The organism is Lacipirellula limnantheis, from assembly GCF_007746075.1.
Classification (GTDB): domain Bacteria; phylum Planctomycetota; class Planctomycetia; order Pirellulales; family Lacipirellulaceae; genus Lacipirellula; species Lacipirellula limnantheis.
On the sequence record NZ_CP036339.1, the window covers coordinates 6,070,028 to 6,086,376 of the forward strand.

Genomic DNA, 16,349 nt, shown 5'->3' on the forward strand with positions numbered 1-16,349 from the left:
TGCGGCTCCGAGTCCGTGCTAGAGCGCGCGGGAGAGCTGCCAGCGCCGGGGCGCGCGCTCTGGCGCTGGCGGCCGCCCTGCCCTCTCCTGAAGAGCAAGGGGGGCTTTGCTTAGCTATCAGCGACGAGACGTTTCGGTTCTCGGTGGAACTGGAGGTCGTCGCCGAGTTACTGCCAAGGGACTGGCAAGGCCGGGGCGAGATCGATCGCAAGCGATCAAGCGTGAGCGTCATTGCTGACAGTTATCACGAGATAGTTGCCGGACATTCTGTCCGGCGGCGCTGGCGCACTTTGAGCGACCGTGCGGGATCCGACTTGGGTAAACGAAGGATCCAGATGAACGCCGCCTGAAGATCAATGGTAAGCAGCGTCTACCTGCGGTCGAGGCAGCGGGCGCGGTCGTATTCTCGACTTCCGGTGCGAGCGCATAAGGGGCTTGTACAGCAAGAACTCAGACGACTCTGCGTCCTTGAAGTAACTGCACCACCAGCACAAACGGCTAGCATCAAGGGAACCAGCACGCCCTTGGCCAGATAAAGGGCGGCGATGACCACGGCCATCGATCCCAGAATCCGCGCCGACTTAAGAAAATGATCTTCTGGCGCCATCTGAGTGCTTTCCTAGAATCCCAGGATGAACCAGTCTACGGCGAACGCCCTGGACTGTGAGTCTCTGACAAATGCCGTCGACAGAGCGTGGCAACACTGGCGAGATATCCAAACGCAGACATAGGGCGGCGTCCCGCGGGGCGTAAGCTCAATGCGGTCGCTTGGTTCGATGCGAGGTCTCCTTCCATTCCACGGTCAACTTGTCGATGACTTGATGAACGCCCGCTACCTGCCGCGCCAACACGATCGCAGTCTGCCTTAGAAAGAATGAATGAACGAGTCCGGAGAGTGTTATGATCCTCCCCTCGGCAGCAACGTTGACTCGCCTGAAGTCGGTACGCTTCGCGACTAAGTGGTTCTGCACCGTTAGCGCCAGATCAGACTCCGTCGCGTTGCCTTCCGAACGTTTTTCGGGAGTTGTTTTCATGTTCTGACCACCCGAAGCCTATAGCAGCAATCTTCGTGCCGCCGGGCATAATGATGCGGGTGAGGCGAACTGTCGACATGGTCGCCTGTTGAAACATTGGGGAGTGAGCCATTTCGCACGTCGAAATCGTTTCGTGTTCTTCGATTGTCCGCTCCATTGCGAACTGCTCAGCATCCATTCCACCGCAAGGTAGCCGATAATCCGCCTTTGCTATGCCGGCTGGCTGACCGTTCGACGCGTCTGTTCGCGATGGTGCTCGGCGGCCGTCACCAATGGACCTTATCCCGGCGCCATGCTGCCGAGCGTCATGTGAATTTGTTGCTCGACCATCGTGCGGTACTTACCGCCCTTGGCCATAAGCTCGGCATGCGTCCCGGTTTGGCTGATGCGACCACTTTCGACGACGACAATCAAGTTGGCCCCGACGATCGTACTTAATCGGTGAGCGATGACGAAACTCGTTCTTCCGTGCATCAGCGTGGCGAGGCTTTGCTGGATGAGCTGCTCGCTGTCGGTGTCCAGGTTGCTCGTCGCCTCGTCGAGAATGAGTAGCTTTGGGTCGGCCAGAATCGCCCGCGCAATGGCGAGTCGTTGCCGTTGGCCGCCGCTGAGGCGGACCCCGCGCTCGCCGATAACGGTTTGCATGCCATCGGTCTGCCGATCGATGAATTCGGCGGCGTTCGCCGCCTCCGCGGCAGCGCGAACATCCGTTGGCGTGGCGTCACGTCGCGAATAGGCGATGTTATCGAAAATCGTGCCGTCGAACAGGAAGACGTCCTGCTCGACGATTCCCAGCAGCGAGCGGAAGGATTCGACGTCGTAATCACGTAAGTCCCGGCCATCGAGCGTAATGCGTCCCGCTGTGGGATCATAAAACCGCGCTACAAGATTGCTCAGAGTCGTCTTGCCCGCGCCGCTGGGGCCGACGAGGGCCACGGTTTGGCCGGCGCTGATCTTTAGATTGATGTCATTGAGCGCCGGGGTTTCGGCCCCTGGGTAGCTGAAGGTCACGTGCTCGAACGCGACGTCTCCTGCGATTAGTCGCCGATCGGCCTTGATCGAGCTGGGCGACGCGGACATTTCTCGCGATTCCCCAAGAATGTCAAGCACGCGGTCGAGCCCGCTGAGGCTGTTTTGAAACTGAGTCGCGCTTTGTACCAGCGTCGCGAGCGGCTCTAGGAGCATCAGCAGGTAAACGAGGAACATCATGAGGTCCCCGACGGTCATATGCCCTTCCAGCACGCGCCAACCGCCATAGAGCAGCAGGGCTGCACTGGCGATCGGGATGAGAGCTTCCCACACCATTTCGATGCCGCGCATCCACCACCGGGCGTACAATTCCTGGCGCGCCATTAGGTTATTCTCGGTCGTGAAGCGTGCCGTCTCCCGCCGCTGTCGGCTGAACGCCCGCACGACGCGCATGCCGGCGAACGACTCAGCGGCGCCGGCGTCGATCTGCTCGCGCTGCTTGCGAATAACGCGAAACTGCGGCCGGATGTTGCTGATCCAGGCGCGGTGCGTGAAGTACACGATCGGCAGCAGGACGATGGCTCCTGCCAGCAGCGTCCAATCGACCCACGCCAGGATCGCTAGGCTGCCGAAGAGCTGAATGATCGCCCGCCATGGATTGAACACCATGCCGAACATGAGTTCGCCCACAGCGCCGCCATCTTCGCGCAGGATGGACGCGACGCCGCCGGAACGGATTTCCTGCACACGATGCAGCGGCAACCGTATCGCGTGCTCGAATACCCGATGACGCACGCGGAGCTGGATTTGCTTGGAGATCTTGGTAGCGTACCAACGTCCCCAGAGGTAAATCACGATCTTCACCATCGAAACCACGGTGATGGCGACGACCGTTGCCAGTAACAGCCGATGCGGGTCTGCCAGTTGCGGGAAACGGTATAGCCACGGCTGCGGCAGGGACTTGCCGTTCAGGCCGTAGTCGATGATGAACTTTGTGCCCGCTGGCGGGAGTAGGCCAATGAGAGTGGCCGCGGTCGCCGACGCCAGGATCCAAAATACTTGCCGTTGAAAGGGTCTTAGCAGGCGCACGAATTCCCACACCAATTGCCGCGCCGTGCGAATGCGCGGGCGTGCAGGGCGAGAATCGAGTGGACCGTGAATGCTGCCGCTTGCGGGCAGTTCGCGCTGACGAACCTTCTCACGATACCGATTGAAGCGCGAGCGGCTCGCGCTGGAGGGGCGCTCGACATTGTTCGCGTGCGACGCGGAAGGCCAAGTATCTTGTTCAGGCGATTCCATTTCGACCCATCGCCTGGCGATCGTGGACTTTGTATCGACATGCGTCGTTTCAATAGATTGTCCACTTGCCCGCCTCCAGGGACAAGGATGGCGTTGCTAGTGAGCGGGCTGCGTTCTGCGGCGATTTCGGAACATGGACCAATCCGCCAGTCAGCTACCTTGCCTCGCGGCCCTGCACCTCCGCCGTAAGGGACCAACAGGGACAACACGCTCTACCGTGCACAGGCTCCACGACGACCAGCAACGTTTTGTCTAGAAGCTGTTTCACAAGTGCATTGAGTTAAGATTGCGCCCTGGAAGGAGTTACGATTCAATGGTCGTTGAAAGGAGTCCTTTCGATGGCCAAGACGTATGCGGCATCGTACGAACCGATGTTGACGGACGAGCAGTGGACGAAGCTCGCTCCGCTGTTTCCAGAGCCAGTCCGCTCAGCGCGCGGGGGACAGACGCCGATCGACAATCGGCATTGTTTCGAAGGCATTCTGTGGATGTTGCGGTACGGCGCGGCGTGGAAGGCGTTGCCCAGGGGGTATCCTTCGGCGAGCACCTGCTGGCGGCGGCTGCAAGACTGGGCCGACGACGACGTGCTGGAGGAAGCGTGGCGTGTTCTGCTAGGGGAGCTCGACCAGCGAGGTCGCTTGGTCTGGGAGGAATGCTTCGCGGATGCGACGTTCATTCCGGCGAAAAAAGGGGGGCTCGAATCGGGAAAACCAAGCGCGGCAAAGGCACGAAGCTGGTGGTGGTGGCGGATGGCGAGGGCGTACCTCTGGGGCTGTGCGTCGAGTCGGCCTCGCCCCACGAAAGCACGCTCATCGAAGCCACGCTCGACGACGTGAACGTGCCGCGTCGAGATCGTCGTCGTTCGCCGCGGAAGGTCACGCGCTTGATCTACGACAGGGCGGCCGACAGCGACCCGCTGCGAAAGCGCCTGGAAGAACGAGGGGTGGAATTGATCTGTCCGCATCGCGTGAACCGCCGCAAACCGAAACTTCAGGACGGGCGAAAACTCAGGCGCTACCGACGCCGTTGGAAAATCGAACGCACCTTCGCCTGGCTCCAGAATTACCGACGACTCGCCATCCGCTACGAACGAAAACCCCAACTCTTCCAAGCCTTCGTGCACGTCGCCTGCTTACTCATCACTCTCAAACGGTTGTGAAACAGCTTCTAGTGACTACGGGCATTTTGCCCGTGGGCGCACTTGCCAAGGTAACTGATGTCGGCGTGATGACGCTGTTCATCAAGCCGGGCAGCACTTGGGAACGGCTACAATGCGAGCTTCACCGGAAAGCTACCCAACTCGCCGGCGGCTAGAATGCGAGGCATGGGAGACAATGACAATCGCCCAATCTGCGGACTGCCCCTATTGGTCGACTCCAGGCGGTTGACGTCTACCCGACGATCAGAGGACGGAAAGCGGCTAGGTGGGGATAATGTTCGATTTGCCGAGTGCCCAGCCTCCAGGGTGAGTTGCTTCACTTCGGGCAAGGCACGCAAATGCCGCAAGTCATCGTCCTGCAGCGCGTCGACCGTCATCAATGGATCGAGTTCGCGAGTGCGATCGAGGCGCACGGCAATGATAAGCTCAGGGTCGTCCGGATCGGCGTCGAGCTCGCCGCCAAACTACCGAATCCACTCGATGGACTCGCTCCTCGATTCCGCAGAAATAGCTGCAGCGTCGATCGGCGCTAACCGATTCGGCGACCCCTCCTGCCCGACGATCGTCCGTCCGAATCAGAATCCAAGCCCCATCAGGGCGAAACGGAACCAGCGGCGCCCTACCATGTCGGATCTCCCTATCAGCAAGGCTGCCACGCCATGACGACGTATTGTTGATCCTTGCGCGACTAATGAGCCTCTGCCAATCGCTCATGCCTCGGCAAATTCCGTACGATGCTAGCGCCTGTTTGGGTTCATTCACGGCGCAAGGATCGATCGAACTAGAGGTTACACTCCCCCACTAAAGCAGCTGGCGACGGGCGGCGCAAAATCAACCCTAGCCCCCAGCTTCCCGGCCAGGGTCAGGGGTGGATAGGGGCTTTCATACTCGCCGGTCGCCACTGGGAGTATCTGCGCCTCGGCCGCACTGCTTCTTGAATCTCACTTTGCAGGCTGGCTCAGTTTCAGGGGAAACACCAGTCGGCAACGACTTCAAGATCTCCGTCGCCTGGCAGTCCCACGCCGAAGCCAAGCAAGGACGCGAAGGCGAGCGGCCGCTCCACAAGGACGGCCTCATCGGCATCACTTTCAACCTGGACTTACTTGTCGACGGCACCGAAGCCGCCAAGGGCAATCTCAAGCTCTCGATCCCCGGAGGCATACAGGCCGACTTCTCCGGTCGCCTGACCGGCGTTTAGGTTCCTCGCCTCTAAGCCCGGCGACAACGCGCTCGGCCCACTGTTCGAAACACGGTCGCGGGAGCGAACAAGCTCGTTAAGTCGCCGCCGGAGTAGAGCGCCGCATGGGCCGCGTCCACCACTGCGGCTGACGAGCCGCTCGCGTCGGCCGCCACGACGCTCATCGCCAAGGCTCCAGTTGTAGCCGCGGCGCCCATCCCCGTCGCGCCGAACTGCGCTCGCCACGCCGCGAGGTCGCCGTGATCCACATCCCCGTCGCCGTCGCTGTTGCCATGCGTGCGAAGGGCGCTCACGGTTCTCCCCAGGCCGCGTTGCCACGCCAAGAAGTCCGCGCCGTCGGCGTCGCCATCGGAGTCAAAGTCCGCCGTGGGGCCGTTGACGGTCACTGTCACCGTCGCCGTGAAAGTCAGTCCCAAACTATCCTGCATCGTGTACGAGAACGTCTCGGTCGCGACCTCTCCTGCTGAAAGACTGAGTAACGAGCCGCCCACGGCATAAGTCACCGCGCTCCCGCCCGCCGCGATCGCCACTGTCCCCTGCAGCCCCGCGGCGTTCACGGCGACGACCGTCTTGCTGTCGGGCACATCCACGGGCGTGGGGTCGAGGTAAAGAAAACTAAAGTCCCCTGTAAACTCCGGCCGGGGAGGATCGATGCGCGTATCGGGATCGGCGTCGTTGGCAAGCACATCGATGACGACGAGCGTCGTGCCCGGCGACACAGTCGCGGCGTCATTCGCCGCAACCGGTGCGTCGTTCGCGCCGCCCAGCACGGTCACGGTGACCGAGGCCGTCGAGGTTTGCCCGCTACGTGAAGTGATCGTGTAGAAGAAGGCGTCCACGCCGGTCTCTCCGGCATTAAGGCTCTGCTGGGGTGTGTAGCGGATGCTGCGTCCGTCCGGCGAAATCGTGGCATTACCGAGCAGCCGCGGAAAGCCGGGCGTCACCCCGATTAATTGGACAGCACCATCAAAAAAACCGAATCGCGGCGCGGAGTACCAGCCGGCGCCGTCAATCGAGTTCACGGTGAACTGGCTGAGCGGGTCGGCGTCGTGAAAGTCGTTTCCCAGGACGTTGATCACGATGGTCCCGCCGTCTTCCTGCGCGACCGCGGTATCCGCCACGGCGCGGAGCCCATCGGTCACGCCCGTGACGGTCAGCGTCACCGTCGCCGTCGAGAGCGCGCCGGCGCCGTCGCGCATCGTGTAGGTTAACGAGTCGGCGGCAGTTTCTCCTGCCGCCAACGATTGGAAGCTCGCGCCGGCCGTGTACAAAACACCCGACCCATTCGCGGCCACGCTCACCGTTCCGCGCAAGCCGGCGCCAGCGACCGAGACAACTCGCTTAGTGTCGCCGGCGTCCGCATCGGTATCATTCGCCAACACGGCCAGCATCACGTTGCTTGCGTCTTCCGAGACCGTCAACGCATCCGGACTGGCCACCGGCGCGCTGTTGGCGCCTTGCACTTGCACGGTCACGGTTGCCGTTGAGACCGCGCCGCTGCCATCCCGCATCGTGTAGCGGAACTGCTCCGTCGCCTGCTGTCCCGCCCGAAGCGACCTAAACGCGTTCCCGACGCTGTAAACCACCCCCTGACCGTCCTCGGTAATCGCCACCGTGCCGCTTAGCCCCGCGGCGTCCACCGACAACACCTGCTTCGTGTCGCCGTTGTCAACGTCGAAGTCGTTGTTTAGCACGCCAATGATTACGGGACCGCCCCCCTCGTTAGCCACGGCGCTGTCAGCCGCGGCAAGCGGCGCCTGGTTCGTCCCGACGACCGTGACCATTACCGTCGCCGTCGATTGAGCGCCGGCCGTGTCGCCCATCGTATAGGTGAACTGCTCGGTTGCGGTTGCACCGACCGGTAGGTGCGCAAACGCCGAACCGGCGGAGTAGACAACGCCTGCGTCGCCCGGAGCGATCGACGCGTTCCCTTGCAGTCCGGCGCTATTCAGGCCGAGCACGAGCTTGCCTTGGCCCTCGTCGGGATCGAGGTCGTTCGCCAACACGTCAATCGTGATCGGCGCCCCCACGTCTGACGTCGAAGTCGCGTCGGCCACGGCCACGGGGGCCGTGTTGCTGCCGTCAATCGCCACCATCACGGTCGCGGTCGACTGAACGCCCGACAAGTCCTCAATCGTGTAGCTGAAGGTCTCCGTCGCCGTCTCGCCCGGTTGCAGATGCGCAAACGCATTGCCCGCCGTATAGATCAGACGGGCCCCGCCTGGAGCCAACGCCACTGTACCCTGCAGGCCAGTCGCGTCGATCGCGACGACCGTCTTAGTGTCCCCGGCGTCCGGGTCCGTATCGTTCGCCAACATGTTGATGAAGACCGGCGCCGCATTCTTCCCAATCGTGACGTGATCCGCCGCTGCGACTGGCGCATCATTCATCCCGAGCAACGTGATCGTGACCCAGTTGCTCGACTCGCCGCCGGCGCTGTCGCTAACCGTATAGAGAAAAACATCCGCCGCAGATTGCCCTGCCCTGAGGCTTTGAAAGGCCTGTCCTGGAGAATAGACGACGCTCTGCCCCGTTGGTAGCACGGTCGCCGTTCCCCTCAGAGCCGGAATCGCCGGGAAAGCCACGGGGAAGGTCACGGTGCCGCTGATGACAATCACAAACCCCGCCGGCCGCCCGTTTCCATCGATCGCGACGACCGTCTTGGAATCGTCCACGTCGACGTCCGTGTCATTCGCCAGCACGTTGACCACCAGCGACGCCGCATCTTCCGAGATCGTCACGCTGTCGGCGACGGCCACCGGGTCGTCGTTGGCGCCGGTGACCGTCACCGTTACCGTCGCCGTCGACTGCAAGCCCGCATTGTCCACGACGGTGTAACGGAACTGGTCGGTCGCCGTTTCGCCCGCTCCCAGCGTCTGAGTGGGCGTGTAAAAGATCCGCGGAGTTCCTCCCTGGGTGGCGAACGCAATCGACCCCACAGTCCCCGTCCGGTCGATGGAGAGAATTCGCAATGTGTCCCCGGCATCCGGATCCGTATCGTTCGCCAGAACGTTCACCAAGAGCGTCTGCCCTTCCTGCGCGGCCGCGGCGTCGTCGACGGCCGTCGGACCGTCGTTTGCGCCGAGGATCGTCACCGTCACTGTCGCGGTAGAGGCGGCGCCGGCAGCGTCCCGTATCGTGTAAGTGAACGTTTCCGTCCCGCTCTCGCCGGCCTTCAGTGCGTTGAACGCTTGCCCCGCCGCATAGCGCAAGCTCGTTCCGTCGGGCGCTACCGTGACGCTCCCCAGGAGGCCCGCGCTGTTCACCGTGATGATCGTGTGCGTGTCGTCGACATTTGGATCGGTATCATTGCCGAGCACGTCGATGACGACGTCATCACTATCTTCGCTCAGCGTCGCCGCATCATCCTTCGCCTCCGGCACCGCGTTTGCCAACACGATCCCTCCCGCAATGACGCCCGCATTGACGGCCGGCAGCGGGCTATTACTGACGGTCAAGGCGCCCAGCAGATCGGTCGTGGTTGCCGTGAACGCTCCCAACGAGCCAGCCGCTTGAATGCCGTTGAGTGTAAGTCGGCCGTTCCCGCCCGCGGCCGAGATCGTGAGGGCCGTGCTCGCATCCGTTCCGGTCAGCTGCAAATCCCAGCCGGCGCCACTCTTGGTCACTTCGCCGGCGCCGGGTCCAGCCAGACTGAACGTCGCGACCGTCCCGTCGGCGTCGCGCAGCGTCAATGGCGTCGACCCCGCCTGCCCCGCAATCGCACCGAATCTCCAAGCGACAGTGAACGTGCCGCCGACTGCGACGTTATTCGTCTCATTGCTCTCAATCGTGTCGTTGTCATGATCAACCTTCGCCAGCACCCGATACGTCCCGGGATCAAGCTGCGCGGCAATCGTCACCGGCACGGTCAGGTCCTTCGAGTCGTCCGCGTCGACGCCCCCGCCGGAAATCGCAACGCCCATTAGCAGATCCGAGCCGTCGAGCGTCGCGTCCGTCGAAACATAGACGCCGACCTCCATCCGATTGGAATCCTGGTCCCCCTGGTTCACGACGTTGACCTGGACCGTTCCCGCGGCCCCTACGATGGCCGGACTCGGCAGGTTCTGGGACTGGATCACGCCCACCAAGTCGGCAGCCAGCAACGCCCGCGACTCGAGCCGCTCAAACTGCAGCGGAGCAACCAGTCCATGCGCCTTGGCGCTGGTGCGGCGACGATACTTCGCCGCGGCCTGTTCCAAGCGGACGGGGCGAAAAAGGCGACGCCACTTGCCTGCCGCCCTCGTGCGTAGCGCGTGCAATTCCGAAGAGTTCTCGTCGATTGGCATCGAGACAGACCTTTGTGACAAATCGAAGACCGCATCAACACGAAATCGCCCGTTGACAAAAGACTCGCCCGAACTCGGGAGGAACCACCTAGATCCGCAATCCCGGGCGCCCACGCCGACCCCGGCGTCAACGCCGTCGGGACGTGTCAGAACGGCGTCCCTCTAGGGAAGTCGAATTCGTCGGCCGCTTCCGCCACGGATTTTTCTTCAGAAAGTAACCATTTTGGCAGTGCCACGGGCCACGGCAGCGGCTTTGCCCTTCGATGCCGTGTCTCGTAGGCGCCTCGCGGCGACGTCCCCACAGAACGTTGTTACGTGCAATGCCGCCGACAACGACAAAGCGGGCGTAGTCCCATCCTGGATCCTCAACCCCTGCCCCCGAGCCGAACCGACAGAAAAACCACGTGACAGCCGCCCCTGAGGCCGGCCTACTACAGGTATCCGGCCAATCGTCCAGACGCCGGGACGCCCGTATCGATGCGGCAAATCCCCCGTTTCGGGAGCAGCGCCTCGCCCCACCGGGCGGGCTTTTGCTAAGCTCTCGGAAGGGGATAACTTGTCTCTGCTGTCGCTGGCAAAGAGTCTCGAATGACCTAGGAGGGTCGTTGCTATGAAGCGGTATGCACTACTGGTCGTCGGTCTCAGCCTGTGGGCGGCGGCCGCCGCTGGGCCCGCGCGAGGCCAGTCCGAAATCCCCGACTTCGTTCGCAACTACCGGTTCATCCCGCGGCTCAGCACCGTGTCGGAGACCGGCGGCTTCGCCGGCGTCGACAATAAGTACCGCGTGCTGGGGTCATACAGTTTCATCCTCTCCCCCGCGCCGTGGGACGCCAGCGCGAAGTTCGCCGGCGTCAACGCCTGGGGCAATCTCATCTCGGACGGTCCGACGCCGGCCGTCGTGCTCGACGTCGACCAAGCCTTCAACCTCTCGGGACTTAAAGGGCGTCAACTACCCGTCGCCGCGCCGTTCGACGTGTTCGCTTTCGAGGGCACGACCGACGATGGCTCCAGCGTGCGCTTGATGGCCGCGGCGCTTGGCAACTGGATGTATCTGCGCGGCGGCACAACCCCGCCGCCCAACACGGCCGACTTCTTCACGTACGGAATCCAGGCCGTCGCGCGGCAACAACCGGGGGCGGACTTCAATCTGGACGGCCTCATCGACCGCGTCGATCTCCAGCGCTGGACGTCACGGTTCAACAGCGTAACGGCCGACGCCGTCGATCTTGCCGACGCCAACGGCGACTTCATCGTCGACGGCGCCGACTTCCTCGCCTGGCAGCAACAACTCGGCGACGACGCCCCGGACTTCTCCGGCGTCGATGCCACGCTCTCCGCCATCCTGGCGAGCTCGTCAACCGCCGCAGTCGTGCCCGAGCCAGCCACCGGAATTCTCGCCCTGCTTGCGCTGGCCGCGGCGTCCTCCCGCCGCCGGCGAACCGCCTAACGCGCAGGCGGCACCATCGGGGCGCCGGAAAAGGGTACATGCCGGTTACAGCGAATAAGGGGACATGCTGCATTTTTTATAAGCGGCACGTCCCCTTGTCTTCGTTAAGCAGTCGGACTGGTAAACCCGTCGCCGGTCTGCCAGCCTCGCCCGCCGCATTGGGTCATTGCTTCGGTCGGGCGCCATGTCCTCGTCCGCGTGGACATCCTCCCCGATCGTCGCCCATCACAGCTGCGGTCAATCTTGAACGGCGATTCTCTCCGCGCTGCGCGTAGGAATGCTCATCTGCAAGGCGCCGCGGATCCTGCAAGACCGGCGGCGGACGACTTAAGCGGTGGTCATTCAGAAATCGAAGCGATTGTGCCGAACAGCAATGCCGAGATTGTGAGCAAGGCAAGCAGTGAACGAATCGAAAATCCGGAAGGGACCGACCTTACGACCGCGAACATTAATATCAGGGGCACGACTATAGAAGAAAGTGGCATCTTTAGGTCTATCGGTCGCGACCGATATTGCCCAACTTCGAACTTAAATAAACCTCGTTTACATTGATTCTGAATCGCTTGAACCGTGCCAGCATGCAAATCAAAGGCTCCTGCATGCCAGCCCTTCTCTACCGCTTGCGGTGAATATGGCTGTTCGGGATAACGCGTGTCGTAAACCGCGAGCCACAACTGGCCAATCCCCGACTTGGATTGTAGGTGGTAGTGCCCAATATTGCCCTTCACGTACACCAGCTCCATGTAGCTGTACACCCAACATGTTACCGCGATGAGCAGTATCGGCGGCAGCACAACGTTCGCGACCGTGACGATGTCACGAGCGACCTTGCTGCGTTCGAAAAATGCCTTGAGTTGTCGCATATTGCCATGGTAGCACATTTACGAAATTTCAAGGATTGGATTTCCCATTGCATCACGAACCCCAGGTCCCGGCCGCTTCTAGCGGACGGTGACGACATCTATACGGTTCAGGAACTCCTTGGAGATTCGGCCGTTCGGACAACCATTACCTACATGGATCTGCTGAACCGAGGCGGACGCGGCGGACGGAGTTCGGCAGACGCCCCACGCCGTCGGCCCCAATGAGCGCTAGGCAGTGGCGGCCAGCTCGTCAATTTCATGGATGAGACACTGCCATCGAGTGACTCGCCCTGCCTTCCGAGATGTTCACCCAAATTCGTGAATTCGTTCCGAGTAACCTGAGTTTCTTCAGGTTCGCGGCTTCTAATGCAGGGGCTTTAAGGTGCAATTCCGTGCGACGCATTTAAGTAATGGACTTGTAGTCGAACGGAGGCGAGATGGACCTTAGTTCGTCGCTCACGAAATCTTTCGAACCTACCGGCTTCTAGCCGGTAGTAGTTCGGTGTACACCCTGGTATGTGGGTCCAAACCGAATTGCGCCAGTCGGATTGGTGCGCCTATGTGCACACTCTTTCCCCCAAAAAGGATGAGGCGGAGAAAATCAATGTTCGCATCAGTCTCGCGAAATGAAAACAGGGAGCGCGCAGTCCCCAGCTGACACGCTCCCTGTTAGCTCTCCGCCAAATCTTTGGAGATTACCGCTGGTCGCGGCGACGCCAGACCCACGCCAACGCACCGATCGCCATCCCGCTGACCGCCAGCGTGCTCGGCTCGGGCACAGCCGCCAGGGGCGAGCCGGCGGCGCCGTTCCGGTGACGCTGCCAGACTAAGTAGTCGCTGCCGTCAGCCAAATTGTCGCCCGAGTAGTCGCCATTGGCAGGCCCGAGGCCGTCGCCCCCGTAGCCTGACCGCCACGACAGCAGGTCATCGTCATCCACGTCACCATCCATATCCGCGTCGCCGCGGTCGAATTCCTCGCCGAATACCGAGGTGAGTAGCAGCGAGTTGGTCACGCTGTCGTACACGTTCACGACGTCCCCGGCATCGATGAAGTCGGGAAAACCATCGGGAAGCGGCTGATACTCCGGCGCATCGTCGGGCTTGAAGTCGCTGCGATAGTTTTGGTCGAGGAACCCGGTTCCATCGGCGGTAAGCGTCCCAACCAGAAAATCCTTCACAAATACATTGAAGCTCTGGTCAGCAAACGCCGGAGAATTCAGTTCAATCTGGAAGCGGAATTCATCCTTCCGGCTGACGCCGCCGTAATAGACCTGCAGAAAGCGTGATTTCACTCGAAAATTAGCGTTGCCGACCGACTCGTCGGCGGCGTCGCGGAACTCGGCCTTGATGCGGTAGTCGGGGTTCTCAGTTTGTGCAAGCGCCGTGGCGGCGCCGCCGACGGTGAACAACAGCGTAAGTACAGCAAATTTCATGAGTTACCTGGTAGAAACAAGATCAGTGAAGTGAAGAACTCGCCTGACGGGGTCAGCGTCGCAACCCGCGGCGGTCTACCACGGAGAGCGACATTCGGGCGTCGTTTCCGCCACGCCGCCAAGATTTCGACGGCTATTTTTGCTCTGGGCCGGGTCTGCTTCAGCCAATAGCGACGACTCAGTCAGCAGCTTGCCTCGTGCAAGTCGAGATATTTCGCTGGTTCCTCGCCAAACGGAACTTCGCCTAAGCCTCAGCAAGCGAACGAGGCTGGCGTTGGGGCATGCCCAACTCTGACTTATTGATTGGTTCCCTACCCGGGGGCAGGTCATCCTTCTACTGCGCTATCTTTTGACGATGCGCTTGCCGAACGCGAACTGAAGGAAACATGCTGACAAAATCAACGCGCCGCACGCCGGTTCCGGCACAAGGGTCACTGTCAGTTTTGCCCCAGCCGAAATGTTGACAAAGGTCGGATAAGCATCGAGAAAAAACGGTAGCGAAAACGGAGATCCGTCGGCGAATACGCCGCTCAAGACGCCGCTGCGCTCCGTGAGCGTCTTCGTGACGCCTGCCGACAGGTCGGCGATGAGTTCCCCATTGAGCCGGAACTCTCGCCCGATCAGATTGAGTTCGCTCCCTGCATTGGCAAAAAACGAATTGACGATCGTGCCCCCGGCGATGGTCACCGCGCTTCCTCGGTGAGCCGTGAAATCGGAACCGATGACGCCCTGGTGAACGTAAACCGTCGTTCCAGCGAACGCGTCGAAGTTCGTGCCAAGCGTGCCGCCGCGCACGTCAACAGTCGCGCCAACGGCTTCGAGGTTATTTCCCGTACTGCCTCCGGCGCGAATTGTAAGCGCGCTACCGACGTCCGCGTTGAAGTTGTTGCCAAGCTCGCCGCCCTGTTCGACCAACAATGACTGCCCGGAGCGAATTCCCCTCAGCGTTGATGGGCCGGTGACGATGATCATCGCCGGGCCGACGCCGGGCGCCCTCGATTTGACGATTTTCAGCGACCCGCCGGCAATGACGTCGGCGTCGCTGGGTGCGACGGCAAACGGGGTTCCATCCTCCAGGACGCCGCTAAGGACGTCGCTCGACGACAAATTGATCGGTACTGCGTCGCCGAGATTGCTCAGGCCGTCGATCGGAACCCCGTTGAGGCGAAATTGTTCCCCTTCGAAGGAGACTTGGCTGCGGCTCATCGTTTGGAGGCGATCGCCTAGCGATCCGCCGCGGAACCGAACGTTACTTGCGCTAAACGCTTGGAAGTCGGACCCCATCGACCCGCCGAGGACGTTCACGACGCTCCCCAATCGCGCGTCAAAGCCGTCACCGATCGTGCCGCCGTGAATGTTGACGACGCCGCCTACACGAACGATGTTTCCGGCGGCGCCATCAAAAAACTCGATGACCCCGCCGCGCTGGACATTGAATCCAACCGTCAGGGAACCGCCATGGATTCGGGCAATGCCCCCTCGGAGGACATCCACATGCTGGATGGCGCCGCCGAAGACGTCAATGCTGCTGCCATCCTCGGCCGACGCTGTCCTGAGGATCGAGCCAGGCTGGACGACAAGCTTAGCCCCGTCGTAAAGCGAAAGGCTGCGCCCCACTTCGCCCCCCTTGACTTCAATTTCAGCTCCAACTGCTTCCATCCAATCTCCGATACGTCCTCCCGGCAGCACCGTGATGGAACTTCCCCGACCCGCGATGAAATCGGCCGGCAGCACGCCGCCAGCGGCGACGGTGACTCGTTGATCTCGCCGCACGCCCTGCAATGCGGAAGCCTCATTCACCGTGATGGACGACGGCACAATCGGCGGCAGCGGTGAGGCGGCCACCGTTAACGAATTCGTCCCGAAGCGGTCACCTGCGCTGTAAGCGAATGCAAACGGTAAGCCATCTTCCAGCACGCCGCTGAGCACCGATCCCTCAGGAAAGCTAAGTGCGGCCTGGTCGCCAGGCGCCGCCAAACCAGGAAGCGGCGCGCCATTGAGGCGAAACTCGCCTCCGATCAACCGAACCTGGCTGCCATTGGCGGCATTCAGCTCGGGGCGAATCGTGCCGCCGCGAATTGTCGCACTGCCTCCAATCGCTGCTTCGCCCAAGATGCCCCCGGAAAAGTTCAGCACGCTTGCCGGGAGGCTGGAAAAACCGTCCGCGATTTTGCCGCCACTCGCGTTGACCGCGCTCCCGTCGAGGGCGCTGATGCGGGCGACCCCTCCCTTCACGTTGACGGTGCTGCCGCTGCGGGCAACCACGCCCTCGGCCACGCCGTCAAACAGATTCAGCGTACTGCCGTGATTGGCCGTAAACGTCGAGGCGATCGATCCGCCATGCACGTTGACCTCGATACTGGAACTGGTTCCGTTTCCGAGGCCGGCGTCGACGCTCCCGGTGATCGCTCCTCCAGCAAAGACATTGACCTGCGTATTTGAACCGATGATCGATGGCGCGAGATTGGGGGGCACATCGATGATGGTCGCAAACTGGGCATGGGCGACTGGCGCCGCGCCGAGCGCGGCGAAGCCGGTCATCGCCGTTAGGATCCGCCCGATGAACTGCATGCGAGTGTTCCGCAACAAATAAGAACAACGATGTCACAATAGTAGGTCTTAGTATAAACGACTCGTGTGTTGCTAGCCACGTTCTGACTC

10 protein-coding genes are annotated in these 16,349 nt (G+C 61.6%); 4 read left to right on the forward strand and 6 right to left on the reverse strand.

Going from position 1 to position 16,349, the window contains the following annotated elements; translation table 11 throughout:
* Window positions 1-755 precede the first annotated feature (755 nt).
* Both I41_RS28725 and I41_RS23725 read right to left on the reverse strand, forming a co-directional pair.
* Complete coding sequence (locus I41_RS28725; protein ID WP_145435509.1) at window positions 756-1,034, reverse strand: BON domain-containing protein; 279 nt, start codon at window positions 1,032-1,034, stop codon at window positions 756-758.
* Between the two features lie 279 nt (window positions 1,035-1,313).
* Window positions 1,314-3,302 carry an ABC transporter ATP-binding protein gene (locus I41_RS23725; protein ID WP_145435510.1) on the reverse strand — a complete coding sequence of 663 codons (1,989 nt, stop codon included), beginning with the start codon at window positions 3,300-3,302 and terminating at the stop codon, window positions 1,314-1,316.
* Between the two features lie 371 nt (window positions 3,303-3,673).
* Here I41_RS23725 and I41_RS23730 point away from each other — a divergent pair.
* The 3 genes from I41_RS23730 (at window position 3,674) to I41_RS23740 (ending at window position 5,659) form a co-directional block, all read left to right on the forward strand.
* A protein-coding gene (locus I41_RS23730) for an IS5 family transposase (RefSeq protein ID WP_145436303.1) occupies window positions 3,674-4,461 on the forward strand; the annotation gives its coding sequence in 2 pieces (ribosomal slippage) (window positions 3,674-4,013 and window positions 4,013-4,461; 789 coding nt in all).
* 290 nt (window positions 4,462-4,751) lie between these two features.
* A complete protein-coding gene (locus I41_RS23735; protein WP_145435511.1) occupies window positions 4,752-4,994 on the forward strand; it encodes a hypothetical protein in 243 nt (80 codons plus the stop codon).
* A gap of 401 nt (window positions 4,995-5,395) precedes the next feature.
* Window positions 5,396-5,659 (forward strand): hypothetical protein, encoded by a 264-nt coding sequence (locus tag I41_RS23740; protein WP_145435512.1) that lies wholly within the window; start codon window positions 5,396-5,398, stop codon window positions 5,657-5,659.
* Between the two features lie 11 nt (window positions 5,660-5,670).
* On the opposite strand, the gene I41_RS23745 is transcribed toward I41_RS23740, so the two are convergent.
* Window positions 5,671-9,945 carry an Ig-like domain-containing protein gene (locus I41_RS23745; RefSeq protein WP_145435513.1) on the reverse strand — a complete coding sequence of 1,425 codons (4,275 nt, stop codon included), beginning with the start codon at window positions 9,943-9,945 and terminating at the stop codon, window positions 5,671-5,673.
* A 610-nt stretch (window positions 9,946-10,555) separates the two neighbouring features.
* Between I41_RS23745 and I41_RS23750 the strand changes: the two genes are divergently transcribed.
* The gene (locus I41_RS23750) at window positions 10,556-11,392 is read left to right on the forward strand and encodes a PEP-CTERM sorting domain-containing protein (protein WP_145435514.1); all 837 of its coding nucleotides are present in this window, start codon (window positions 10,556-10,558) and stop codon (window positions 11,390-11,392) included.
* Window positions 11,393-11,730: 338 nt separating this feature from the next.
* On the opposite strand, the gene I41_RS23755 is transcribed toward I41_RS23750, so the two are convergent.
* The 3 genes from I41_RS23755 to I41_RS23770 form a co-directional block, all read right to left on the reverse strand.
* Window positions 11,731-12,255 (reverse strand): hypothetical protein, encoded by a 525-nt coding sequence (locus tag I41_RS23755; protein WP_145435515.1) that lies wholly within the window; start codon window positions 12,253-12,255, stop codon window positions 11,731-11,733.
* A gap of 695 nt (window positions 12,256-12,950) precedes the next feature.
* Window positions 12,951-13,688, reverse strand: a complete 738-nt coding sequence (locus tag I41_RS23765) for a PEP-CTERM sorting domain-containing protein (RefSeq protein WP_145435516.1) — start codon at window positions 13,686-13,688, stop codon at window positions 12,951-12,953.
* Window positions 13,689-14,030: 342 nt separating this feature from the next.
* Window positions 14,031-16,259 (reverse strand): hypothetical protein, encoded by a 2,229-nt coding sequence (locus tag I41_RS23770; RefSeq protein WP_145435517.1) that lies wholly within the window; start codon window positions 16,257-16,259, stop codon window positions 14,031-14,033.
* Window positions 16,260-16,349 lie beyond the last annotated feature (90 nt).

Coding starts and splice junctions, on each gene's coding strand:
- I41_RS23725 (WP_145435510.1), bottom strand. CDS start 3,302: ATGGAATCGCCTGAACAAGATACTTGGCCTTCCGCGTCGCACGCGAAC.
- I41_RS23765 (WP_145435516.1), bottom strand. CDS start 13,688: ATGAAATTTGCTGTACTTACGCTGTTGTTCACCGTCGGCGGCGCCGCC.
- I41_RS23755 (WP_145435515.1), bottom strand. CDS start 12,255: ATGCGACAACTCAAGGCATTTTTCGAACGCAGCAAGGTCGCTCGTGAC.
- I41_RS28725 (WP_145435509.1), bottom strand. CDS start 1,034: ATGAAAACAACTCCCGAAAAACGTTCGGAAGGCAACGCGACGGAGTCT.
- I41_RS23750 (WP_145435514.1), top strand. CDS start 10,556: ATGAAGCGGTATGCACTACTGGTCGTCGGTCTCAGCCTGTGGGCGGCG.
- I41_RS23745 (WP_145435513.1), bottom strand. CDS start 9,945: ATGCCAATCGACGAGAACTCTTCGGAATTGCACGCGCTACGCACGAGG.
- I41_RS23770 (WP_145435517.1), bottom strand. CDS start 16,259: ATGCAGTTCATCGGGCGGATCCTAACGGCGATGACCGGCTTCGCCGCG.